Genomic DNA, 23,229 nt, shown 5'->3' on the forward strand with positions numbered 1-23,229 from the left:
ACACATCTCGCCGAACATATACTCACGATGTCTTCTCTTGACGAACTTATTGAAAAGGCAAAACTGCTCCTTGCCGAGGGTCACAGCCCCAGCCAGATTGCAGATGAACTCTCTCTCTCAATGGAGACGGTGACCTGGCTTTTAACCCAACAAAAGGATACCGAGGCACCGAAGGATATCCATATCAACTGGACAACTGTCGGCGGAAATGCGGATATGCTCCGTGACGCGGCGCTGCTCCTTCTCAAGCGGTATTACTATGGTGAAGCAGACGCACGGGACTGCGAACTTACCGAGGTACCGGCACCGGAACTGGTTGTGGGAGTCGCCCACTCAGGTATTCCCCTTGCCACAATCATTGCCGCAGAAGAAGGTGCACAGTTTACCATGTACCACCCCAAAAAGCACGCTCAGGGCACCGACCCCATTGGGTCCATCTCCGGCAACTTCGCACAGGTGCAGGGCAGACACTGCCTCGTCATAGATGATGTCATCACCTCCGGCAACACGATGAAAGATATCATCAGCCACCTCAGAAACCACGGGGCAGTGCCGGAAGCAGTCTGTGTTCTCTTCAATAAGAAGAATATTAAAGAGATAGACGGCGTCCCGGTATTCAGCCTGTTCCAGGTCTCACGAATCGACTGAACCGCAGAGAAAATCGAAACCCAGAGAAGTGCCACATGGCACACCATCTTTTTTGTGTTTCTTTTGGAGAAAAATTGTCCCTCACACCACGCCATGCAGGACCTTATCTCGCTTCATACGGCGCTGCAGGGCCTGCAACCCTGTCAGCGGCAGGCAGAGGGCCGGAAGATCGCCGAATAATTTCCGCAGCAAACGGCCTTCCGTCAAGAAAAATGCCAGTCTCATTGTTGATGAGGGCACGCTGATACTCTTCTGACTCCTGGTAATACGCAAAGGCACGGTGCACTTGGTTCATCAGGTAGAGCTCCGGCAGTTTTTTCACCGCCCCTCCAATCGTCAGATCACGGCATACCGGGCAGTCACAGAAACGAGAGAGCCTTTGCCCCTCCCCATAGCGTTCCTCCAGTTTTCCAAAGGAAAACGTACTATAATCACAAGGGGCAAAGTAGTGGATTCTTTTGGCGAATTCAACCTCTTTCGGCCCATCCATCCGGGAGATGATGCCTGTGAAATAGTCCCTGACGGTATTGCTCAGAGCAATGGTATTGACGGTATCCACCCCGAACCAGTTGATGAGCATCCCCAGGGTCCCCTTGTTTTGCACCTCACGATACTGGAGAGGGACAGAGAATGCATGCACCCAGACATCCTGCTTTTTTAGCATCTTTTTAACCTGATAGAGAAGGGGTTTGTCGAACCGGCGGCAGTCAATGCCAATACCCCCCAGCTGTGGCAGATAGTGCTCAAGCATCAGAAGATCTTCAGGTGTCCGGGCAATACCCATCAGAGGTACCTCACTCCAGGTATTCTGCTGCCACTCCAGAGCAGCCAACACTGATTGTTCATACGTCTGCGTATCACTGAACACATGGGGAATCTCAATTACACCCACACCCGCCCGGTACTGGAGACGAAGCAGGTCAACAAATGTTTCCTTATTCAGCCCGGCAACGTCAGTAAAGAAGTTGAAATGAAGCATTTTTGCCGGCGACTGCATCCGGTTTATCTTTTCACAGGCAGCTTCCTCCATTGCCTCTTTTTCATCCGGGTGCAGACGGATGCGCTCGACATCAGAACGCTGCATCCAGAGATCATATTCACCAATACAGGTGTTGTGGCATCGTGAATCACCCGAAAAACCCACCATCTCATGACAGACATCGTCTGACGCCACATACGCAGGAGTCATAACGTGATTACCCCCAATGTCCAGCACCCCCTGCCGACCATTGGCGTCATCCACTTCAACAACAAACGATGACATCAAACCAAACATATATTAACATAATACTTAAATTATCCCTATTTATTGGCAAAAAAAGGATAGATATTAATATAACATACATAAAATACGTTTTTCGAGAAACGGACCAGTAAAAGAGTGAGAGAAGAACTACATTCGTCTCAGGCAACTCCGGACAGGTGCAGATCGGGAGCGATTCTTCTTCACAAATTCAACCATTCCTGTTTCCCGTTACGGGAAAGGGTGCCGGGAAGTACTGCATGACCCGATCACTCATAGTAAAGGAACTAACGGTATCCACCCCAAACCAGTTGATGAACTTCCTAAGGTTTCCCGGATTCATTATTTCTGAATACCTGAGGGGAGCAGAGAATGCATGCACCCAGACATTCTGCTGTTTTAGTCTTTTCCGAACCTGATAGAGAAGCTGTTTGTCGAACCGGCGGCAGTCAATCCCAATGCCACCCAACTGTGGCAGGTACTGTTCCAGCATCAGAAGATCAGAGGCAGTTCTGGCAATACCCATGAGTGGTGTTTCACAACCGGCATTTTGGTGCCACTTCAGAGCACACTGCACAGCCCGCTCATACGCCGGTGTATCACAGAACACACGGGGAATCTCAATCACACTGGCATTTGCCCGGCACTGGAGAGAGAGAAGGTCAATCAGGCTCTCCTTCTGTAAAACCTGTACATCGGAGAAAACGTTGAAATGCAGCAGTCTGGCAGGAGACTGCATCCCGTCCATCCGTCCACAGGCGGCAGCCTCCATCATCTCTTTTTCTTCCGGATGCAGGCGGAAACGCTCAATATCTGATCGCTGAAACCAGAGATCACATTCACAAGCGCCGCTGCTACGGAATCGGGCATCATCCGGTATTTCCCCAACCATATGACATGCCTCGTCTGAAGGTACATATGCTGGCGTCATGATGTGAATTCCTCCAAAGTCCAGCATCCCCCGCCGGCCGTTAGCATCATTCACTTCAACAACAAATTGGGACATATACAGAATATTTATTCACCAATGTCAAATAATTTTCCAAAACAATTCCAATAAATAAATCTAAAATGATTGACATATATTGAGGACTGTTCCGGAGAAAAAAAGGAACATACCAAGAAAATATGCGAAAGGCTCCAAATCCAACACCTTCGCAGAGGCGCCGGGCAGGCACACTACAAAATAGAAAAGAAGACGCATCCTGTCCATACCACTCACAGACAGAGCAACCCCCATATTTCTTTCATTCTGGATACAGAAGACAGAAACGCCCGTAATATGACCAACAGAAACACGGGAGTATTCACCGGCACTGCTGCCGCCCAACCGGTCACCATTCGTAATTTGCCCTGCAATATGAAACATCACGTCTAAAGGGAGATATGCCAGTGTCATGACCCGGCGTTCCTGAATGTCCGGCATCCCCTTCCGGGCACCGGCATAATTAACTTCACCAAAAGATAAAGCGCAGAATTTCTCTGTAATACAACAAAACGACAAATGATATCGACTTAATTAACAAAAAAAAAACATCCTGATGGTAGTTATACCAAATCCGTACCTCCGGAAAAAGCAAAAATTCCCCAAAACAAACACAACGTATATATAGAATTGCAAATCCAGTTTTATTACGCTTTAAGGAGAATCTGCATTATGTTAGCGGGACAACAAGTAGTTATATTACGGGACAACGTAGACCGCATTGGCGGCAACGAAGCCCAGAGATCCAATATTATGGCGGCGAAGGCAATCGCTGAAGCCGTGCGCACAACCCTCGGCCCACGGGGAATGGACAAGATGATGGTCTCACAGGCAGGTGGAGATGTGGTCATCACCAATGACGGTGCTACCATTCTTCACGAGATGGCAGTAGAACACCCGGCAGCAAAACTTGTCATCGAAGTTGCCGAGACACAGGACAATGAAGTCGGCGACGGTACCACCACCGCAACCATCTTCATCGGCAATCTGATGGAACAGGCAGAAGCCCTCCTCAAACGGAATATCCACCCGACGATCATCGCAAACGGATACCGTCTCGGGATGCAGAAGGCACTGGAAGTCATTGACGAACAGGCCATCAAAACCAACGGTGAAGATCGCGACATACTCATAAAGGTCGCAGGAACCGCGGTTACCGGCAAGTCCATCGAAGATGCCAAAGATATCATCACCAGCATCGTCGTTGATGCTGTACTGACTGTCGCCCAGAAGGACAAAAGCGGTAAGTACAGAGTCGACGAGGACGATGTCCAGATCAAGACCATGGTCGGCGACAGCATGGAAGATGCGGAATTGCTCAAAGGATTCCTCCTTGACAAGACCCGTGTTCAGGCCTCCATGCCAAAGCGGCTCGAAGGAGCAAAGATTGCTATGCTTTCCCAGCCTCTTGCGGTGACAAAGACCCAGGTGAAATCCAAGATTAAGATCACCTCCTCAGAACAGATGGGAGCCTTCAGCGAACAGGAGAACGAGACCCTCCGCAGCCTCGCAGAAGAGGTCGTCGCATCCGGTGCAAACACCCTCTTCTGCCAGAAGGGCATTGCAGACGCAGTCCAGTTCTACCTCGCAAAGGCAAATATCATCGCCATTCAGGACGTCCCCGATTCTGACATGAAGAAACTCGCCCGTGCGGTCGGTGCAACAATCGTCAACAAGCCCGAAGACCTGAACGAAGATATGCTCGGCGAAGCGGGCCTCATCGAAGAGATGAAGGACATCACCATCACCAAGATCACCGAGTGCAAGAATCCGGCAACCGTGAGCATCCTTCTGAAAGGCACCTCACAGATCTTCGTCGATGAACTCGAACGCGGCGTCTATGACGCTGTCCGTGTCGTGATGGACGCACTTGAGGACGGAGAATTCGTTGTCGGTGGCGCTGCCATTGACACAGAACTGATGATGAAGATCAGTGAATTTGCTGCAACCCAGGAAGGCAGAACCCAGCTTGCCATCGAAGCCTTCTCACGGATGTTTGAAGTTATCCCATACACCCTCGCAGAGAACTCAGGCTTTGACCAGATCGACAAGATGGTCGCCCTCAAGGCAGCACATGCAGCTGGCCAGAATCATGCTGGTCTGAATGTCTTCACCGGTGAGATTGTGGATATGTTTGCAGAAGGCGTCATTGAACCCGCCCGCGTAAAGAGGCAGGCAATCATGTCAGCAACCGAGACTGCTGCACTCATCATCCGTGTCGATGACATGATGATCTCAAAGAACGCATCCCAGATGGGAATGTAAAATACCAACAACCCATTTTCTATTTTTTTCCTGCAAATAGAAGCTCGTTTTTCAGTTATCGGAATAAATTATCCAGATCTGTTTCCGCGCACCTGATTAGATAATAATGAACCACGGGCCCCCATCATATTTTAGGGATTCGAATAAGACAAGATGAATCCAGCCACAAAAATGGCATTCTAGCGACATTGTGAACAAATTTTGCCAAAAAAGGAAGAACTGGCAGGATGGCAATGATAAATAATGATGAATTCTCAATCTTCACACATAGGTGTATAGTGTGGAGCTCTTAGTATTCCTGATTCTTTTCCCTGCTCTGGCGGCATTATTGTTCTGTATATTACCGAACGGTCGCCTCAGGGACACAATTGTGGTACTTGTTTCAGCGGTGATAATCGCGGTGACACTGTATCTCTTTGTACTGTTTGCAGGGGCCGGGACCGTGTATTTCGATATCGAATCCGGCATGATCTCCCAGATCATGACCGGACTCGAAGTCATCATATCGGCCGGCCTTCTCTATCTCGCCGCAAAATACCGACAATATCTTATTGCCGGACTGGTTGTCATTCAGTTGGGAGTGGTACTCTATGCGGAGTCACTCATCAATGAAACCGCGGCACTGAACAACCTCTTCATTGACCCGTTCTCAATCATCATGGCGATGATCATCGGAATCATCGGGAGCCTGATCTGTGTATACTCAGTCGGCTACATGCGTGACTATCACGCACACCATGAGGGCATGCCTGACAAACGACGCTGGTTTTTTGCCCTGCTCTTTGTCTTTTTGGCGGCAATGTTTGGGGTGGTATTTTCCAATAACCTCTTCTGGCTCTTCTTCTTCTGGGAAGTAACCACACTCTGTTCCTTCCTCTTGATTGGATACAGCTGGGATGAAGAGGCACGGAAGAATGCATTCTGGGCCCTCCTCTTGAATTTACTGGGCGGTCTCGCATTTGCGTTCACCTTTGTCTGGATTGGACTTACCGATCCATCAGGGGGCCTCGTTATGATGGACACCCTGCTTGCAGCAGGCCCTGCTGTCGCAATGATACCCGCAGCCCTCATCGGGTTTGCCGGCCTCACCAAGGCAGCACAGATGCCGTTCTCCTCATGGCTGGTCGGTGCAATGGTTGCACCCACCCCGGTATCAGCACTCCTGCACTCCAGTACGATGGTAAAGGCAGGTGTCTATATGATCGTCCGGTTTGCCCCCATCTATAATGTGACCATGGTCGGGTACATGATCTCCCTTGTGGGCGGTGTGACTTTCCTCCTCGCATCAGGCATTGCGATATCGCAGTCCAATGCAAAGAAAGTCCTTGCTTATTCAACAATTGCAAACCTTGGCCTCGTCGTCGCCTGTGCCGGTATCGGTAGTTATGCGGCAGTCTGGGCAGCCATCCTTCTGATTGTGTTCCATGCAATCGCGAAGTCTCTTCTCTTCCTCTCCGTGGGAACTGTTGAGCACAAGATTGGCAGCAGGAACATCGAGGACATGACCGGTCTTCTGGGCCGTCTGCCAGCAGTCACGGTAATGATGATCATCGGCATCGCTGGTATGTTCCTTGCCCCCTTCGGGATGCTCATCTCAAAGTGGGCAGCCCTGGTTGCATTCCTTGATGCCCAGTATGGTTTCATCCTTGTCCTCCTCTTAGCATTCGGCAGTGCGGTTACGGTCTTCTTCTGGACCAAATGGCTGGGCAAACTAATTGAAGTTGCATGGAATCCCAAACCCGTTGAAGCGAAGATATCCAACCATGAATACAGTGCTCTGGTGCCCCTCACCGTCCTCATGGTCGCTGTGTGTATCGGGTTCCCCCTGCTCTCCTCATACCTGGTGGTGCCATATGTCTTTGGCATCTACGGTATGGCTGCAACCCTTGGGCAGGCAAACATGACAATCATGGTAATGATGGTCTTTATGGTGCTCATCATGCCGCTCTCTCTCCTTTACTTCAGGAAAGACCGCAAAATTCTGCCTCATTATATGGGCGGACTGTCATCAACTCCCGACATGCACTTCAAGGGCAGTATCGGCGTGCAGCGCCCGGTAGCACTCGGCAACTACTACCTTGCCGACTACTTCGGTGAAAAGCGCCTCTCAAACATCGGGAACGGTTTCTGTATCGCATTCATTGCGATGTTAATGATCACTGTCATCCTGGGGGTGATCGCATGATTACAGAAATCATTTTTGCAATAGGATTTATCATCCTCGCACCGTTCATCGGTGCACTCATCGGCGGTATTGACCGGAAGGTAACTGCCCGGATGCAGGGACGCGTTGGCCCTCCTGTGCTCCAGCCGCTCTACGATGTATTCAAGCTCTTCGAAAAGGAGAAAGCAGTCGTACGAAACGAGGTGAACTTCTACATCTTCTCGTACCTGATATTCGTCGTATTCACCGGAGCGCTCTTCTTCTCCGGTAGTGACATCCTGCTTGTCATCTTTGCACTGACACTTGCCCACGCCTTCCTGATTCTGGGAGCGTATGCAGCAACCTCACCATACAGCCATATCGGGGCGGAACGTGAACTGTTACAGCTGATGGCAGTCGAGCCGATGCTGATTCTTGCGGCAGCCGGATTTTATATGGCCACCGGGTCCTTTTCAGTCAGGGACATTGCGCTCTGGCCTGAGCCCATCGTCATGACCCTCCCGCTCCTCTTTGTGGGAATCGTCTATGTGCTCACCATCAAGCTGCGCAAATCACCCTTTGACCTTGCAACCACCCACCACGCCCACCAGGAACTGGTGAAGGGACTAACAACAGAGTTTGCCGGCCCCACCCTCGGCATGGTCGAGATTGCACACCTTTACGAGACGGTATTCTTCTTAGGCCTCGTCTGGCTTTTCTTTGCCTCCATGCCATGGGTCGGTCTTCTTGCCGTTATCATCGTTTATTTCCTTGAGATACTCGTAGACAATACTACAACACGTGTTCGCTGGCAGGTAATGCTCAGAAGTGCATGGCTCGTGGCGCTTGTTGCCGGTGCAATAAACCTTGGAGTTCTTACCCTGATGTAGGGAGGTGAGTGAAAAAATGTCATATATTACAAAATCCCCATGGATTATCCATTACGACGGATCCAGCTGCAATGGCTGCGATATTGAAGTGCTTGCCTGCCTCACCCCGCTCTATGATCTGGAGCGGTTCGGGATTGTCAATACCGGCAACCCGAAACATGCTGATGTCTTCCTTGTCACAGGCGGCATCAATGAACAGAGCCGGGAAGTTGTCAAAAATACCTATGATCAGATGCCTGACCCGAAAGTCGTGGTCGCAATCGGCATCTGTGCTACCACCGGCGGTGTATTCCGGGAATGCTACAACATCATGGGCGGGGTTGACAAAGTCATCCCGGTCGATGTCTATGTGCCCGGCTGTGCAGCCCGTCCCGAGTCTATCATTGACGGTGTCGTCCGTGCTCTGGGTATTCTCGAAGAGAAACGGACAAAGATGACTGAAAAGGGAGGGAAATAAGCAATGAACGAACAAAAACACACCGTTATAGAAATTGCGGTCACCGACCTCCTGAAAAAGGCGGAGGAGTACCACACAAAGGGGCACCGGCTGGTTCAGATCGGCTGCACCCCATTAGGTGACCGCTATGAAATCAATTACACCTTCACAACGGCGTGGGACTTCGAGAGTCTCCGCATAACTGTCCACGATGGTGATGAGATACCCAGCATATCCGGCACCTACTGGGGGGCATTCATCTACGAAAACGAAATCCATGACCTCTTTGGTCTCTCCGTGACTGATATGAACATCGACTTCCAGGGTCATCTCATCGAAACGAGAGTCCCTACCCCCTTCAAAAACCCACCAAAAGTCACAATAGTCTCCAAAGGAGGGGATGCACAATGAGTAACCAGATTGTTGTACCATTCGGACCCCAGCACCCGGTGCTGCCCGAACCGATTCATTTGGACCTGGTGCTGGAAGACGAGCGAGTGGTTGAGGCAGTACCTACGATAGGATATGTCCACCGTGGTCTTGAGAAACTCGTTGAGAAACGTGACTTCAAGGACTATGTCCTCATTGCAGAACGAATCTGCGGCATCTGTTCCTTCACGCACTCGGTGACCTACTGCAATGCAATTGAACATATCATGGGTATTGAGGTTCCACCCCGTGCACAGTTCATCCGGACAATCTGGATGGAATACTCAAGGATGCACTCTCATCTTCTCTGGCTTGGTCTGACAGCTGATGCGATGGGATTCGAGAATCTCTTCATGAATGCATGGCGCCTGAGAGAAGAAATTCTTGATGACATGGAAGCCACCACAGGGGGCCGTGTCATTCAGGGGTCCTCGAAGGTCGGTGGTATCCGTCTGGACATCCCGGATGAGAAACTCGGGGAGATGGTGGACCACCTGAAGAGTATTCGGCCACTTCTTGAGGAGTCAAACCGCATCTTCACCCATGACCAGACCGTCCGGCACCGGATGCGTGGTCTCGGTGTCCTCTCAAAGGAAGAGGCATGGGATCTCGGTGCGGTTGGTCCTACAGCACGTGGCAGTGGCTGTGACATGGATGTCCGGTCCACCGGCTACTCAGCATACGGTGAACTCGGTTTCAAGCCGATCACCTTCCCACACGGAGACTGTCTGGACCGCTGCCTGGTACGCTCAGAAGAGGTGCTTGCGGCAGTTGACCTCGTTGAACGAGCGGTCGCAAAGATGCCGGACGGCCCTATTGAAGAGAAGGTAAAAGGCAACCCCGACGGGGAATACTTCGCCTTCTCTGAACAGCCCCGTGGCGAGTGCATGCACTACGTAAAGGCAAACGGCAAGAAGAACATCGTCCGCCACCGCGTGCGGACTCCAACATTTACCAACATCCCACCCCTTGTGAAGATGCTTGCAGGTATCGAACTTGCGGATGTGCCGGTTGTTGTGTTGACCATTGACCCGTGTATCGGGTGTGCGGAGAGGTGAAAGAAAGATGCCATTATTTACCATGGTAAAGCGGGCACTTGCAAATGTAACAGGGAAACCCGCCACCCTGATGTACCCGGCAACGCCTGCCAAACAGTATGATGTATCACGTGGACATATCGTCATTGCCATTGAGGACTGCATCTTCTGCGGCAACTGCCAGCGTCACTGTGTTTCACAGGCAATTGTTGTTGACCGTGAAGCCCGGACATGGGAAATTGACCGCCTCCGCTGTATCATATGCGGTGTCTGTGCAGAGGTCTGCCCGAAAGACTGTATCTTTATTGAACCCGACTACCACCCATCGTCCGTCGGGCCGGTCGTGGAGTTAGTACAGGGGCCACCTGCACCACCAAAAGTTGAGAAGAAAGCAAAAACTGAGGAGTGATCCCCGGTCCATTCTTTTTTTCTGATTTTTTTTTGTTTTGGCTGTTTGTTATTCTGGTTCTGATTCGTTCGTTATCCCCGTGATGCAGTCTCTTCAATTGTTACTTCCTCTTCACACACGGGTGCGTCCTCGGGGAGAGACTGGTCTCCTGTAAAGATGAGAACCGTGTCCGGGATAAGACCGCAGCGCAGAATGAGATCTGCATAGGTCTCCCCTTCTTCGTAGGCAACCTCTCGTACCGTCCGGGAACGGGAAAAACAGAATCTGACAACAGGCATACTCATTATCTGGGAGTGCCGGATAAAAAAAGGGACGGAAACAAAGGCCCACCCTTTAGAAGGGAAGGGTGAAAAATTCCATCTGTTCAATTTTCGTTGTCACAACCGGGTCCATCCCTTTGGTTACGAGATCCGTGTATCCCACCGGGCCTGCCTCGAGCATGATGGTCACCGTCTCCAACCGGGAATCGCCCGGTGCAATGGTGCCGAATTCCACACTTTCGTGGGCCATCCGGGACATCTGGGTGGGGTCAGGAGTCTGAATGGTAACACCTGCAATCACATCGTTGGCTGACGCCTCTCCCGTGTTTGTTGCTGTAACTGTCATTGAATACCAGATTGTTTCAGAGGCGGCATCCGAGTCTGTTATCGTGATGTCTGTCGCCTCCACGATCATCTCCGGCTGTGCATCGGTGCATCCTGCGGCGATGAGGACACAGGCAAGACAGGCGAAGAGACCTGCCAAACGCATATCGGAAGAAATCCGGGTTTTATTCATGACAGAACCATTGCTCCTGCGGCAAATAATACCCACCCAACTGTACAAAAATATCCGTTCATACAGGCATTTATCACTCTGGCGGGCAAAGATATGGGATTATGACAGTGAAACTTCCTCCGTTTGAAGAGGTGGCCGTATTCCATGGCCACATCTGCCCCGGACTTGCCTTCGGGTACCGTGCTTCCGAGTATGCGAAAGAATGCCTAAACGCCGATCGTTCAGAGGATGAAGAGATGGTCGCGATTGTAGAGAACGACGCCTGCATGATTGACGCCATCCAGTACATCACCGGGTGCACGATGGGGAAAGGAAACATGATCTTCCGTGACCACGGCAAACCGGTCTACACCTTCATCCTGAGAAATGGCGAGAAAGCTGTGCGCATTGCGCAGAAACCGGCATTCGGACAGGAAAATCTCTTCCCGGATGTGGTGGACATTCAGGCACGGATGGCCGAAGGCACTGCCACCGATGCGGACAGGGCACGGATGCAGGAAATAAGAACAGAGATGATTGAAAAAATCCTCACCGCACCTCTGGACGAGATATATGAGTGCAAAGAGGTCAAACCGGAACTCCCCGAACGGGCCCGGATCTTCCGCTCTGTTCCCTGCGCAGTCTGCGGAGAGCCGGTATCCGAGCAGAAGGCACGGGTGCAGGACGGAAAAATTGTCTGCATCCCTTGTTTCGATGAATACACCCGTGGCTGGTAAAATCAACTGAGAATCCATACTTTTTTTACGGTTCCTTTCCCGCATCTATTCTCAGTCATCGCCGGAGAGGGAGTAACACAAAATATCCGTCAGGCAAAAAACATGGTGCGTGAGATCCTGAACTTTGTGGGACATAAAAAAACAGGTAATATTCAACACATTAATCCCTGATTCTGCTGACAAATTATCATCGCTTCAGGTGATACCATGATTCCGATACAATTCAGCAGATCAGCAATTATTCTCATTATTGCTCTCATCCTCGTACAGGGGGCAGCAGCACTCACAATTGAACAGGCACCACTCAATCCGGCATTTGTGGCATACACGGAAGGGCTGGATGCAGGTGACACAGACCAGTTCTCCATCGAATGCTTCGGCGATTCCTGTCCCGCCACAGGGACAACACCCTATATGACAGGCCTCCTCCCATCGCCTGTCAATATCGTCTGGCCGGACGGATATGCAGCAGAAACAGATGATGAATATTTCCCCACCGGCTTTGATCTTCGTGGGGCCGGACGGGTCACCCCGGTCCGTGACCAGGGGAAGTGCGGCAGTTGCTGGGCATTTGCTGCCTATGGCTCCCTTGAATCAACCTATCTCACCGATACCGGGACCTCAGAAAACTTTTCTGAAAACAATATGAAAAATCTCTGTTCAAACCTTTACCCGGACGGGTTTGACTCCGGGCCCTGCGACGGCGGATTTGCAGGCACGGCCACCGCCTATCTCACCCGCAGCAGTGGTCCGGTGCGGGAGGCAGACGACCCCTACGCACTCCCGATGCCATCCACCATATCCCCCACCGATCTCTCACCGGTGCTTGATGTCCGGGATGTGACCTACCTCCCCCCCCGCACAGGTCCCCTTGACAATGACCTCTTTAAGCAGGCGCTCCGGGACGAGGGTGCTATCTGGGTCGCATTCAATGTAAACTGGTCCTGCTTTGCAGACGACTCCACCACCTACTACTGGCCGGGTGAGGAATATGCCATCGACGGCGGTCATGCGGTCACCCTTGTCGGATGGGACGACACCTTCCCAAAAGAGGCATTTGCCGTAACTGCACCGGGTGACGGAGCCTTCATCCTCAAAAACAGCTGGGGCACCGATGTCGGGGAAGACGGATACTTCTACATCTCATATTATGACCCCGTCCTCGGCTATTTCGATGACCAATCCCTGAATCCCTACGGCTTTACCTATTCCAATACCCCTGGTGCGCTCTTCACCGGCGTTCCTGCCGAAAAAGGCAGAACAATCTACCAGTATGACCCCCTCGGGTGGACAAACAGCATCGGCACCGACGACCCATCCACCACCTTGTATGGGGCCAATGTATTCACGGCAGACACATATGAAGAGCTCACCGACGTGAGTTTCTACACCCGCGAACCGGAGGCGGAGTACACGGTTGCCATCTTCACGAACTTCACCACCCCGCCAGGTGACGCCGCACCGGTCGCATGGACCTCCGGCACCTGTGCCCTGCCCGGGTATCATACGATCACTCTGCCGGACACAGTTCCCCTGATGCCCGGTGAGATATTCTCTGTCGTCCTTGAAATCACGTCCCCGACCGATCAGTTCCCCATCAGTATCGAGATGCCGATTGAGCACTACTCCTCCAATGCCACCGCAGGGGCAGGCGAAAGCTATGTGAGCGTCGACGGGGATGAATGGTATGACCTGGCTGAAATAGTCCCGAATACCAATGTCTGCATCAAAGCGTTCACGCAGCCTCTCACTGTCGTGCCACGCGATTACCCAACCATTCAGGCGGCAGTCGACGCCGCAGCGTCCGGTGACACCATCATTGTTGAAAGTGGCACCTACCTGGAAGAACTGGAACTGGAACAACCAGTAACTCTCCTCGGTGTGGGAACACCGGTTGTCGCCACTCCCGAGGATGGAATTGCCGTTGAGAGTGAAGCGGACAACATCACCATCGCAGGGTTCACGTTCGACGGAAACGGAGTTGCACGCGGTGGGATTGGCATTTTGGGAAATGACACCACCATGTATGACCTTGAGATCAGCGGCTACGAAGATGGTATGTATATCAGCTCAATCGAGGGCCTCTCACTATCTGCCACTGCCCTGTATGACAACGACAACAATCTCGAGTATGCAGACTTCCAGGATGAACCGGGTAATACCATTGATGAAACGGTCACCGTGAACGGCCGGCCGGTTATCTACCGCGAAGGTGTGTCAGGGGAAATTATTGATGCATCTTCAAACGCAGGAGCCGTCATCTGTGTGAACGCTACGGACATCATAATCCGTGACATCACAACAGAACCCGTCGAACACGGTATCTTCCTGTTTGCCTGCCGGGATATTATGGTCGAGAATGTCACCGCAAACAAGGTGTACGCCGGAGTGCAGGCATATGAATCAGAGAATATCATCGTGCAGGACTCTTCGTTCGGCCCAGATGCAAAGTATGGCATGAAAATATCCGATATTACCGGATTTTTGGCAGAGGGAAATGAGATTGTCTGCCGTGATGGCGGTTTAGGGATACAACTCACTGATGCAGAGGACACCACTATAGCAAACAATACCATAACCAGTGGCATCGGTGGTGGCGGAATGATGGGAGTCATCCTTCTCAACAGTTCAGTGACCGGCAATACCATCAGTGGTGACAACCTTCTTCTGGGCATCGCCATCCTGTATGGAGAGAACCTGGCAGTGACTGACAACACGGTGGATTCCCCTGAGTTGGGAATCATTACAGAATCAGTGTGGGACATTCTGGTCTCTGACAATTCCATCCGGTGCAATGACATAGGGTACGGCATGATAATTCTCGCAGATGGAGCACAAATTATCGGCAATACTGCAGAAAACTCTTCGATTCAGGCATTGATGATTCTGAACAATTCGGTGGTGGAGGAGAACCACTTCTCCGGCGCAGATTATCCTTTGATCGATGTCGTTGAGTCGGGAGTGGATGTCTATGTATATCGCAATGACTTCGTTTTAACAGAAGATGAGAACGAAGCGGATACACTCACCACAGATATCACCGGGACAGGCACCTTCCCGGAGGAGATGCGGGACACAACAGACGCGATTCCGGACATCAGCATGTGGAAGGATGCGTTCCTGAGCGATGATGGAAATGACAATGCATTCCGGAACAATGATTACAGTTCCGATGCGTTCACCAACACTGCTGAAACGACCGGACAGCATACCGAAGATATGAATGTGGGCTATGATACGGCGGTGTGGAATTCCCCGACGGAGGAGACATACTGGTACCGTACACAGGGCTTCACAAATTTCATGGGCAACTACTGGAGCACATACAACGGTACCGACACAAACCATGACGGCATCGGGACGCCGTTCATATACCAGAATTATACCGTCGACAGCTATCCACTGATGACAGAATTTGCCTGGTACCTGGACGAAAACCCAAATTCCGGAAATGAAGACGCGTCAGCTGATATGGCGACATCACCGGCACTGAGTGCCGGAGATTCTGCGACACTCACCTTCACCGGCTCTGCCGTGCAGTCAGTCACCATCACCGCAGCAGATGGAACCGGGAGAATACTTCTCACGATTGATCAGGCAGGAAACGGCCCGGACGGACTCGAAGGGCCGGTCTACCAGTATCTCTCCGCACAGCTCAGCGGTATAACGGACGATGAAATCAGTGAGGCTGACTTCTCCTTCCGGGTGCCTGCTGCATGGATGAAGGCAGAAGGACTTCTTTCAGTGGATGTGGCATTATGGCGCTTCCACGACGGAACATGGCAGGAGCTTCCCACCACCATCATCAGTGAAGAGGGCGGATGGGTAGAATTTACAGCCACAACGCCTGGCTTCTCCACCTTTGCCATCGCCGGAGGTGCAATTGAAAGTCTGATTATGGAGACAGATGCTGCGGATACCAATACAGGGACAGAGACGTCCGATGTAACTGTTTCCGTGACAAAAGAATCCGGGAATGATACGGTTACAGAACCACCGGTGACAGTCGCCATTCCTGAAGAGGAAGGCACAGAGACTCCGGCAGAAACCGCCACCACTCCGCAGGAGAGCCCGATTGGGATTATCACAGCCATTGGCGGGGCAGCATGTGCTGCTCTTCTCTTCCGGAAACGTTACTAAAAAAGAGTGAATGAATCTTTGAAAACCGGCCACATCCGGTTCTCTCTTTTTAGAATCCCAATACAGTTTTCCAATTATTTCCACATCCTCTTTCAGGGTATTTAAGCGATACAAGTCCATTGAATGCCCGCTTCCCGGAGAATTTGAAGAAAGAGGTACATTCCTGCACATTAATACCTGATTCTGGCGACGATTTACGATACAATTTATGGTGACGCCATGGTTCCAATACAATTCAGCAGATCAACAATTATTCTTATTATTATTCTCATCCTCGTACAGGGGTCAGCAGCACTCACAATTGAACAGGCACCGCTCAATCCGGCATTTGTGGCATACACGGAAGGGCTGGACACAGACGACAAACAGTATTCCATCGAATGCTCCGGGGACTCCTGTCCTGCCTCAGGTACTGACAGAATGCCCTATGCAACCGGGGATATCCCCGCACCTATTGTTATGGTCTGGCCGGACACTGATACAAAAGATATTTTCCAAGTGACAAATGCGGCTGAAGATACATTCCCCGCCCGTTTTGACCTCAGGGATGACGACCGGGTCACTCCGGTTCGTGATCAGGGTAACTGCGGCAGTTGCTGGGCATTTGCCGCGTATGGCTCGCTTGAGTCGACATATCTCACCGACACGGAAACCGCAGAAAACTTCTCTGAAAACAATATGAAAAATCTCCTATCAAACCTCTACCCGGACGGATATGACAAGGGCCCCTGCGACGGAGGAAACGCCCTTATGTCTGCTGCCTATCTCACCCGCGGAGGCGGGCCGATACGGGAGGCAGATGATCTCTATGCACTCCCGGTTCCGTCCACCATCTCACCCACCAATCTTCCGCCCGTGCTGGACGTCAACGAAGTCACCTTTCTGCCGACCCGGACAGGTCCTCTCGATAACAGTCTCTTAAAGCAGACACTCATGGATGAGGGTGCCCTCCGGGTTCGGTTCCTCGTAAACTGGTCCTGTTTTTCAGACAACGATATCACCTATTACCACCCGGAAGAGGGATATCCCACCATCGGTGGCCATGCTGTTACGCTCGTCGGATGGAATGATACCTTCCCGAAAGAAAATTTTGCCACCACCCCCCCGGGTGACGGCGCCTTCATTCTGAAGAACAGCTGGGGCACCGGTTCAGGGGAGAACGGATACTTCTACATCTCCTACTACGACCGCACATTAGATACTGGTGAACCGACACTCTTCACCGGGGTCCCCGCCGATGCAGAGAGACAGATTTACCAGTACGATCCCCTCGGATGGACGAAAAGCATTGGCACCGGCACAGAATCCACCTTCTATGGAGCCAATGTCTTCACGGCAGACAACTACGAAGCGCTCACCGACGTGAGTTTTTACACCCGCGAACCGGAGACAGACTACTCCATTGCCGTCTTTACGAACTTCACCACCCCGCCAGGCGATGCCGCACCGGTCACCTGGACGTCCGGCACCAGTGCACTGCCGGGCTACCACACCATCTCCCTGCCGAAGACTGTCCTCCTGATGCCCGGAGAGGTATTTTCCGTGGTTCTCGAAGTCTCCTCCCCAACCAGTGTTCACCCGCTGGCAGTAGAGGAGCCGATTCCCGGAGACTCATCCAGCGCCACCGCAGGCCCGGGCGAGAGTTACGTGAGTGACGATGGGGAAGCCTGGGAAGATGTGACCCTATCCTATCCGAATACCAATGTCTGCATCAAGGCGTTCACCAGCCCTGTCACTGTCGTCCCACGCGACTACGCAACAATTCAGGCTGCAGTGAATGCCGCGGCAGACGGTGACACCATCATCGTTGAGAGAGGCACCTATCCCGAACAAGTGGTGCTGAATAAATCCCTCACCCTCCTCGGTGTGGGGATGCCGGTTATCACCACCCCGAAGGGTGGCACTGGTGTTGACATTTATGCAGACAACTGCACCATATCCGGATTCACCGTAAAGGGATCAGAGGAGGGAGAACACCTTGCCGTGGGCATCTCAGGAGATAACTGCACATTGTTTGACACTGAAATCACCGGCTGCACATTCGGCCTGTATGTCAGGTACGCCGTCCAGGGACTCTCCTTATCCACAATCACAATGCACGACAATGATTACAATTTCTTTTACTGGAGCGACTGCAAAAATCCCGGCAACACCATTGACGAGACCGTCACGGTGGACGGCCGGCCGGTCATATACCGGGAAGGTGTATCAGGGGAGACCATCGATGCCTCCTCAAACGCAGGAGCCGTCATCTGTGTGAATGCTACGGACATCATTATCCGTGACACCACAACAGAGGCCATGGGAGACGGAATTAACCTCATCTTCTGCCGGGACGTGTACGTAGAGAATGTAACCGCGGACAGGATATTTAGCGACGGAGTGTGGGTTTCTTCCTCAGAGAATATCATCGTGCATGACTCTTCGTTTGGTCCGGAGATGTATCGTGGGATTTTTGCGGAAGAAACCAACGGACTGCAGGTAGCAGGAAACAATTTTGCCTACCAGTACGGTTTTGCAGGGGTGTCCCTCATAAGAGTGAATGACTCCCTCATAACAAACAACACCATGAGTGGCGATGAAGACAGTACGGGAGTGGTGGGAGATGAGACATCCGGGTTAATTGTGTCCGGAAATACACTCGAAGGCGGCACGGGCTACGGCATCGACATCATAAATGCAGACAGGATCACCATATCCGACAACACGATGGATGTCACCAAATATGGAATCCGGATTGGAAACGCAGAGAAGGCCACCGTCTCCGGCAATGCCGTCCAGTGCAATGACACGGGAATGGGCATGCAGATCTCAGTAGATGGAGCAGATATCATCGGCAATACCATAGAGAACTGCTCAGAACAGGCACAGATGGAACTGAGCGACTCTGTGGTGTTCGGGAACCACTTCTCCGGGGCGGCGTATCCAACCATTAAAGAAATGGATGAAGAAGGAGATGCCTTTGTCTACCGCAATGACTTTGTGTTGACAGATGGTCCCATATTTGGGAGCATCCTCAGTGACTCTACTGCGACAGACAGCATGATGGAAGCAGCGAATATCGCAGCAATCGCACGTGACCGTAGACTCTTCACCGATAACGCCCTGCCGGGCGATCTCAGCCGGACCGGGAAATCCAGGGAAATGAGCGTGGAGGTCGATACGATCTTTGTTGCACAGCAGACCAATGTGGCAGATGTCACCTGGCACTCCCCGACAGAGGAATCATACTGGTACCGCGGACAACCATTCACCCGGACGATGGGAAACTACTGGAGCACCTACAACGGCACCGACACTACCCATGATGGCATCGGGGACACGCCCTTTGCAATATCTGAAACCGAGAACGATACCTTCCCATTGGTGAAACCATTTGCCTGGTACCTGGACGAAAACCCTGATTCCGGAAGTGAAGATGCTTCGGCCGATATGGCAACGTCACCGGCCCTGAGCGCTGGTGATTCTGCGACACTCACCTTCACCGGCTCGGCCGTGCAGGAAGTCACCGTCACGGCAGCAGTTGGAACCGGGAGAATTCTTCTCACGGTTGATCCGGCCAGAAACGGCCCCGATGGACTCGAAGGACCGGTCTACCAGTATCTCAATGCACAGCTCAGCGGCATGACAGATGATGAAATCCGTGAGGCCGACTTCTCCTTCCGGGTGCCTGCTGCATGGCTGAAGGCAGAAGGACTTCTTTCAGTGGATGTGGCATTATGGCGCTTCCACAACGGAACATGGCAGGAGCTTTCTACCACCATCATCAGTGAAGAGGGCGGATGGGTATACTTTACCTCAACAACACCCGGTTTCTCCACCTTTGCCATCGCCGGAGGTGCAATTGATAGTCTGATTATGGAGACCGATGCTGTGGATAACAATACCAATGCAGGGACAGAGACGTCCGATGTAACTGTTTCCGTGAAAAAGGAATCTGGGAATGAGACGGTTACAGAACCGCCGCTGACGGTCACCATTCCTGAAGAAAACACTGAAAATCCATCAGAAAGCGCCACCACTCCGCAGGAGAGCCCGATTGGGTTTATCACGGCCATTGGCGGAGCAGCGGCATGTGCTGCACTTCTCTTCCGGCGACGGTAAAAAGGAAGATGGGGGAATAGATGAATTACAGAGAAACCGGTTATCCGGTTTTCTTTGTTATTCTAAAAAAAACGATTCTTCTTTTCAAGGTATGATTGCCACTTTTTTTGCATCTCTTTCATGATAGCGGCCATCATCAGATATGGATACATTTCCGGCCCGCAGGTTCCGGGAGAGAATGTCCCCCATGACCTATGAAAATGCCGCAAAAGGATTTTATGAGATGATTACCCCATCATGTGCTCTTTTCACCTTCAAATGAAATACGTCCGTCTCCGCCTCCGGCCCCGCATCATTTTTCTTTTCGAAAACGACCGAGATACCGTTTTCGCGGCTTTTTGAAGGCATGAGGGATAACCCCTCCCTTCACGGAACGGACATCAGCGATGGTATAGAAGGCAGTCGGATTGTACTGATGAATCATTTTTATCACCGAACGGATGTATTTTCGCTTCACTACCAAAAAGATCAGCTTCACCGGCCCATGTTTGCCAGCCGCATCAACAGCAGTCACACCAAAACCACTGGATTTCAGTGCGGAGATCAGGTCATTTGCATCATACTGGGTGATGATACGGATAAGATTGATCCCAATCGCCATCCGCTCCTCCACGATGATGCCGACATAATTGCCGACAGCAAACCCTGCTGCATAGGCGATGTAATTGACAAAACTCCCTAAATTCTGGAATATCTGACCAATGGCGACCAGCCATATGAGTATTTCGAAGAAACCCACAACGGGAGCAAGCAGTTTCATTCCCCGTGATATGAAGATGATACGGAGCGTCCCGAAGGTGACGTCAGCAATGCGGGCAAAGAATATGAGAATCGGAAGGATGACGAGAGAGAAAAACTGGGGGTCCTGTATGAATGTGAGATCCATTGTTAGTATACTCCAAAGTTCCAAAGGCGTTTAAGTCCAGAGGTCCCGGCCACGGTCCATGTCCAGCGGGTCAAGTTCCATCAGCTGGTCAGGATATGGGGCAAAGAACGTCTGATTATTAAGATTCTCCTCGCCAAACCGTACGATCCACGCCTTGAGAATATTTTTTGGTGCACATATGGAGACCCGGCCTTCCCGGTATTTCTGTATGGCATCAAGAAAAAACGCTTTTTCCTCGTGATTCAGCCCATCCCGGAAATACCCGCTCGCATGGAGCAGGACATTGATGTTTGCAGTGTAGCGGGGCGCCTGTGCGAGTGCACGGGCAAGCTGCTCTTTGTATTGCTCCATTACCATGACAGGTTCGAGCCGGTTCTGGTTTGCGACGGTCCGGCCCATCTCCTTCTGCAGTTTTTGGCTGTGCGCCATGAGCATCAGTTTGTTCTCTGAATGGAACCGGACAAGTTCATTCATACGCTCTGAAGCCTGCACCGTCTTAAACTCCGAGAACGTGTAGAGCCGTGTTAGGAAGTGATCACGAATACGCATGTTCCGGAGCCGTCCATCATCTTCGACGGGCATCCCCGGGAACCTGGCAAACACAGAACGGGAAAAGAACCCTTCGGTCTTGCCAATGCTGCCCCCCGTATCCGGGCCCGCATACAACCTGACATCCTTCATCCCACAGGAGGGAGACTTGTTTCTCAAAATAAAACCGTCGACATGGCGGAGCGTATCGAGAAAAGAATCGGCAAACAGGGTCATATCATCTGAAACATCCCTTCCGGTTGCAGGCTGCACCAGATGTTCTCCAGCTTTTCCACCAACAATGCGGATAGCATCACGCGGCACGCCGAGACCTATCTCCATCTCCGGACAAACAGGAATGAAATGGACGAATCCCTTTAGCTGGTTCACGATATGACTGGCAATTATCTTGCCATTCCACCGGCAGTTATCAAATTCAATGCATTTACTTACAACGACAGTTGGGGTTACAAAACTTCTCACCACGATACTTCCTCTCCCTAAAGGACGAAGAGATGACATAATCCTTTATATGACTATTGACCTATGCAAACATAGATCCCAACTCTCCTGTATGGTTCATGCAAAAAAAACAGAGGGAGAAAGAAAACCAGTGGCTGAATGATGGAGACAGAAAACCTTAGAGAGATCATACGAATCGGACGCTTCCGCTTTCTTATCGCCGGATTTCTGCTTTTTGTGATGGGATCGCTTCTGCCAGTATATGGGGGAGCCACCTTTTCCCTCAACCGGTTTCTGTTAGGGTATCTGGCAGTGGGGACGGGACATCTCTCCATCCACTACAGCAATGAATATTTCGACCGCGATTCAGACCGTTTCGGGACACCATTGTCATTTTCCGGCGGAAGCGGTGTGCTTGTCTGCCACCCGGAACTAGCAGAAACAGCACACCGTCTGGCCATCCTCCTCATCACACTCTCACTGGGAGCGGGGCTGGTGTATGCCACCCTCTACCCAAACTCCCTCTCTGTTTTTGCCCTCATTCTGGCTGGAAACCTGCTGGGCTGGTATTACTCAGCGCCTCCTCTCCGATTTGTGGAACGGGGATGGGGTGAGATGTCAACAGCCCTTGCTATCGGCTGGATACTGCCGGGGATGGGGTATCTGGTAACTGCAGGAACGTTTGACCCCTTCTTTGCAGTTTTCTCAGTTCCGATTTTCTGCTACGGATGGTATTTCATCCTGAATGTAGAGATTCCCGATGAGGGGGCAGACCGCCGGGCCGGAAAGATGACCCTTATTGCAAAACGGGGGAGGACATTTGGTCTGCAGGTAATTTTCATATCCGCACTTGCTGCGACACTCTGGTATATGGGGCTTTCATCCTTCAGTGAAGGAATCCTTTTCATCGCCGTTTTATCCCTCATTCCCCTCGCCAGTGCCGTCCGGGGGTATATGAAAAGCGGGGAGACGGACGGAAGGTTTCCCCTCGTGCAGGAGAATATTATGGCACTGGTAATCTTCTGTTTCCTGGTTGACGGGTTCCTTCTGGCTGGTGTCATACCGTGAGATGGAAGTGCGTGTCACCACAAAATACCATGAACCGCTTTTCGGGATTCCGTATACCAGGAT

General features: G+C 51.5%; 19 protein-coding genes. 12 read left to right on the forward strand and 7 right to left on the reverse strand.

The window, feature by feature from the left end; genetic code table 11:
- The first annotated feature begins 27 nt into the window (after positions 1 to 27).
- Positions 28 to 648: an orotate phosphoribosyltransferase-like protein gene (locus L0665_RS06340; RefSeq protein WP_274924854.1), complete on the forward strand. Its 621-nt coding sequence runs from the start codon at positions 28 to 30 to the stop codon at positions 646 to 648.
- A gap of 103 nt (positions 649 to 751) precedes the next feature.
- Here the strand turns inward: L0665_RS06340 and L0665_RS06345 are convergent, their stop codons facing one another.
- The 3 genes from L0665_RS06345 to L0665_RS06355 all read right to left on the reverse strand — a co-directional run bounded on the left by L0665_RS06345 (position 752) and on the right by L0665_RS06355 (position 3,317).
- Entirely contained in the window at positions 752 to 1,912 is a 1,161-nt protein-coding gene (locus L0665_RS06345) for a hypothetical protein (RefSeq protein ID WP_274924855.1), read from the reverse strand.
- A gap of 190 nt (positions 1,913 to 2,102) precedes the next feature.
- Positions 2,103 to 2,897 carry a hypothetical protein gene (locus L0665_RS06350; RefSeq protein ID WP_274924856.1) on the reverse strand — a complete coding sequence of 265 codons (795 nt, stop codon included), beginning with the start codon at positions 2,895 to 2,897 and terminating at the stop codon, positions 2,103 to 2,105.
- A 60-nt stretch (positions 2,898 to 2,957) separates the two neighbouring features.
- Positions 2,958 to 3,317: a hypothetical protein gene (locus L0665_RS06355; protein WP_274924857.1), complete on the reverse strand. Its 360-nt coding sequence runs from the start codon at positions 3,315 to 3,317 to the stop codon at positions 2,958 to 2,960.
- 231 nt (positions 3,318 to 3,548) lie between these two features.
- Here L0665_RS06355 and thsA point away from each other — a divergent pair, with 231 nt between their 5' ends.
- From thsA to L0665_RS06390, 7 genes are all read left to right on the forward strand, one after another.
- The gene (gene thsA, locus L0665_RS06360; protein WP_274924858.1) at positions 3,549 to 5,141 is read left to right on the forward strand and encodes a thermosome subunit alpha; all 1,593 of its coding nucleotides are present in this window, start codon (positions 3,549 to 3,551) and stop codon (positions 5,139 to 5,141) included.
- Positions 5,142 to 5,421: 280 nt separating this feature from the next.
- Complete coding sequence (locus tag L0665_RS06365) at positions 5,422 to 7,326, forward strand: NADH-quinone oxidoreductase subunit 5 family protein (RefSeq protein WP_274924859.1); 1,905 nt, start codon at positions 5,422 to 5,424, stop codon at positions 7,324 to 7,326.
- Positions 7,323 to 8,174 carry a respiratory chain complex I subunit 1 family protein gene (locus L0665_RS06370; RefSeq protein ID WP_274924860.1) on the forward strand — a complete coding sequence of 284 codons (852 nt, stop codon included), beginning with the start codon at positions 7,323 to 7,325 and terminating at the stop codon, positions 8,172 to 8,174. The genes L0665_RS06365 and L0665_RS06370 overlap by 4 nt, the downstream gene beginning before the upstream one ends.
- A 16-nt stretch (positions 8,175 to 8,190) precedes the next feature.
- On the forward strand, positions 8,191 to 8,631 hold the full coding sequence (locus L0665_RS06375) for an NADH-quinone oxidoreductase subunit B family protein (RefSeq protein ID WP_274924861.1): 441 nt from the start codon (positions 8,191 to 8,193) through the stop codon (positions 8,629 to 8,631).
- 3 nt (positions 8,632 to 8,634) lie between these two features.
- Positions 8,635 to 9,021, forward strand: coding sequence for an NADH-quinone oxidoreductase subunit C (locus L0665_RS06380; protein ID WP_274924862.1), 387 nt, complete (start codon positions 8,635 to 8,637; stop codon positions 9,019 to 9,021).
- Positions 9,018 to 10,097 carry a hydrogenase large subunit gene (locus L0665_RS06385; protein ID WP_274924863.1) on the forward strand — a complete coding sequence of 360 codons (1,080 nt, stop codon included), beginning with the start codon at positions 9,018 to 9,020 and terminating at the stop codon, positions 10,095 to 10,097. Before L0665_RS06380 ends, L0665_RS06385 begins: the two co-directional genes overlap by 4 nt.
- Positions 10,098 to 10,104: 7 nt before the next feature.
- Entirely contained in the window at positions 10,105 to 10,485 is a 381-nt protein-coding gene (locus tag L0665_RS06390) for a 4Fe-4S dicluster domain-containing protein (protein ID WP_274924864.1), read from the forward strand.
- Positions 10,486 to 10,556: 71 nt separating this feature from the next.
- On the opposite strand, the gene L0665_RS06395 is transcribed toward L0665_RS06390, so the two are convergent.
- On the reverse strand, positions 10,557 to 10,763 hold the full coding sequence (locus tag L0665_RS06395; protein ID WP_274924865.1) for a thiamine S protein: 207 nt from the start codon (positions 10,761 to 10,763) through the stop codon (positions 10,557 to 10,559).
- 55 nt (positions 10,764 to 10,818) lie between these two features.
- On the reverse strand, positions 10,819 to 11,262 hold the full coding sequence (locus tag L0665_RS06400) for a hypothetical protein (protein WP_274924866.1): 444 nt from the start codon (positions 11,260 to 11,262) through the stop codon (positions 10,819 to 10,821).
- Positions 11,263 to 11,363: 101 nt separating this feature from the next.
- Between L0665_RS06400 and L0665_RS06405 the strand changes: the two genes are divergently transcribed.
- From L0665_RS06405 to L0665_RS06415, 3 genes are all read left to right on the forward strand, one after another.
- Complete coding sequence (locus L0665_RS06405) at positions 11,364 to 11,978, forward strand: FmdE family protein (protein ID WP_274924867.1); 615 nt, start codon at positions 11,364 to 11,366, stop codon at positions 11,976 to 11,978.
- 207 nt (positions 11,979 to 12,185) lie between these two features.
- Positions 12,186 to 16,118 carry a lectin like domain-containing protein gene (locus tag L0665_RS06410; RefSeq protein ID WP_274924868.1) on the forward strand — a complete coding sequence of 1,311 codons (3,933 nt, stop codon included), beginning with the start codon at positions 12,186 to 12,188 and terminating at the stop codon, positions 16,116 to 16,118.
- Between the two features lie 219 nt (positions 16,119 to 16,337).
- Positions 16,338 to 20,222: a lectin like domain-containing protein gene (locus tag L0665_RS06415; protein WP_274924869.1), complete on the forward strand. Its 3,885-nt coding sequence runs from the start codon at positions 16,338 to 16,340 to the stop codon at positions 20,220 to 20,222.
- 292 nt (positions 20,223 to 20,514) lie between these two features.
- Here the strand turns inward: L0665_RS06415 and L0665_RS06420 are convergent, their stop codons facing one another.
- Both L0665_RS06420 and L0665_RS06425 read right to left on the reverse strand, forming a co-directional pair.
- A complete protein-coding gene (locus L0665_RS06420; protein ID WP_274924870.1) occupies positions 20,515 to 21,108 on the reverse strand; it encodes a DUF2179 domain-containing protein in 594 nt (197 codons plus the stop codon).
- Between the two features lie 30 nt (positions 21,109 to 21,138).
- Complete coding sequence (locus L0665_RS06425; RefSeq protein ID WP_274924871.1) at positions 21,139 to 22,119, reverse strand: YbgA family protein; 981 nt, start codon at positions 22,117 to 22,119, stop codon at positions 21,139 to 21,141.
- A 138-nt stretch (positions 22,120 to 22,257) separates the two neighbouring features.
- On the opposite strand from L0665_RS06425, the gene L0665_RS06430 reads away from it, so the two are divergent.
- On the forward strand, positions 22,258 to 23,166 hold the full coding sequence (locus L0665_RS06430) for a prenyltransferase (protein ID WP_274924872.1): 909 nt from the start codon (positions 22,258 to 22,260) through the stop codon (positions 23,164 to 23,166).
- Positions 23,167 to 23,229 lie beyond the last annotated feature (63 nt).

Source organism: Methanogenium marinum (genome assembly GCF_028912405.1).
Classification (GTDB): domain Archaea; phylum Halobacteriota; class Methanomicrobia; order Methanomicrobiales; family Methanomicrobiaceae; genus Methanogenium; species Methanogenium marinum.

Excerpts from the sequence above, each read along its gene's own strand:
- L0665_RS06430 (WP_274924872.1), top strand. The coding sequence starts at position 22,258 with ATGATGGAGACAGAAAACCTTAGAGAGATCATACGAATCGGACGCTTC.
- L0665_RS06415 (WP_274924869.1), top strand. The coding sequence starts at position 16,338 with ATGGTTCCAATACAATTCAGCAGATCAACAATTATTCTTATTATTATT.
- L0665_RS06340 (WP_274924854.1), top strand. The coding sequence starts at position 28 with ATGTCTTCTCTTGACGAACTTATTGAAAAGGCAAAACTGCTCCTTGCC.
- L0665_RS06390 (WP_274924864.1), top strand. The coding sequence starts at position 10,105 with ATGCCATTATTTACCATGGTAAAGCGGGCACTTGCAAATGTAACAGGG.
- L0665_RS06370 (WP_274924860.1), top strand. The coding sequence starts at position 7,323 with ATGATTACAGAAATCATTTTTGCAATAGGATTTATCATCCTCGCACCG.
- L0665_RS06350 (WP_274924856.1), bottom strand. The coding sequence starts at position 2,897 with ATGTCCCAATTTGTTGTTGAAGTGAATGATGCTAACGGCCGGCGGGGG.
- L0665_RS06400 (WP_274924866.1), bottom strand. The coding sequence starts at position 11,262 with ATGAATAAAACCCGGATTTCTTCCGATATGCGTTTGGCAGGTCTCTTC.
- L0665_RS06405 (WP_274924867.1), top strand. The coding sequence starts at position 11,364 with ATGACAGTGAAACTTCCTCCGTTTGAAGAGGTGGCCGTATTCCATGGC.
- L0665_RS06375 (WP_274924861.1), top strand. The coding sequence starts at position 8,191 with ATGTCATATATTACAAAATCCCCATGGATTATCCATTACGACGGATCC.
- L0665_RS06385 (WP_274924863.1), top strand. The coding sequence starts at position 9,018 with ATGAGTAACCAGATTGTTGTACCATTCGGACCCCAGCACCCGGTGCTG.
- L0665_RS06345 (WP_274924855.1), bottom strand. The coding sequence starts at position 1,912 with ATGTCATCGTTTGTTGTTGAAGTGGATGACGCCAATGGTCGGCAGGGG.
- L0665_RS06355 (WP_274924857.1), bottom strand. The coding sequence starts at position 3,317 with ATGCCGGACATTCAGGAACGCCGGGTCATGACACTGGCATATCTCCCT.
- L0665_RS06420 (WP_274924870.1), bottom strand. The coding sequence starts at position 21,108 with ATGGATCTCACATTCATACAGGACCCCCAGTTTTTCTCTCTCGTCATC.
- L0665_RS06410 (WP_274924868.1), top strand. The coding sequence starts at position 12,186 with ATGATTCCGATACAATTCAGCAGATCAGCAATTATTCTCATTATTGCT.
- L0665_RS06395 (WP_274924865.1), bottom strand. The coding sequence starts at position 10,763 with ATGCCTGTTGTCAGATTCTGTTTTTCCCGTTCCCGGACGGTACGAGAG.
- thsA (WP_274924858.1), top strand. The coding sequence starts at position 3,549 with ATGTTAGCGGGACAACAAGTAGTTATATTACGGGACAACGTAGACCGC.
- L0665_RS06380 (WP_274924862.1), top strand. The coding sequence starts at position 8,635 with ATGAACGAACAAAAACACACCGTTATAGAAATTGCGGTCACCGACCTC.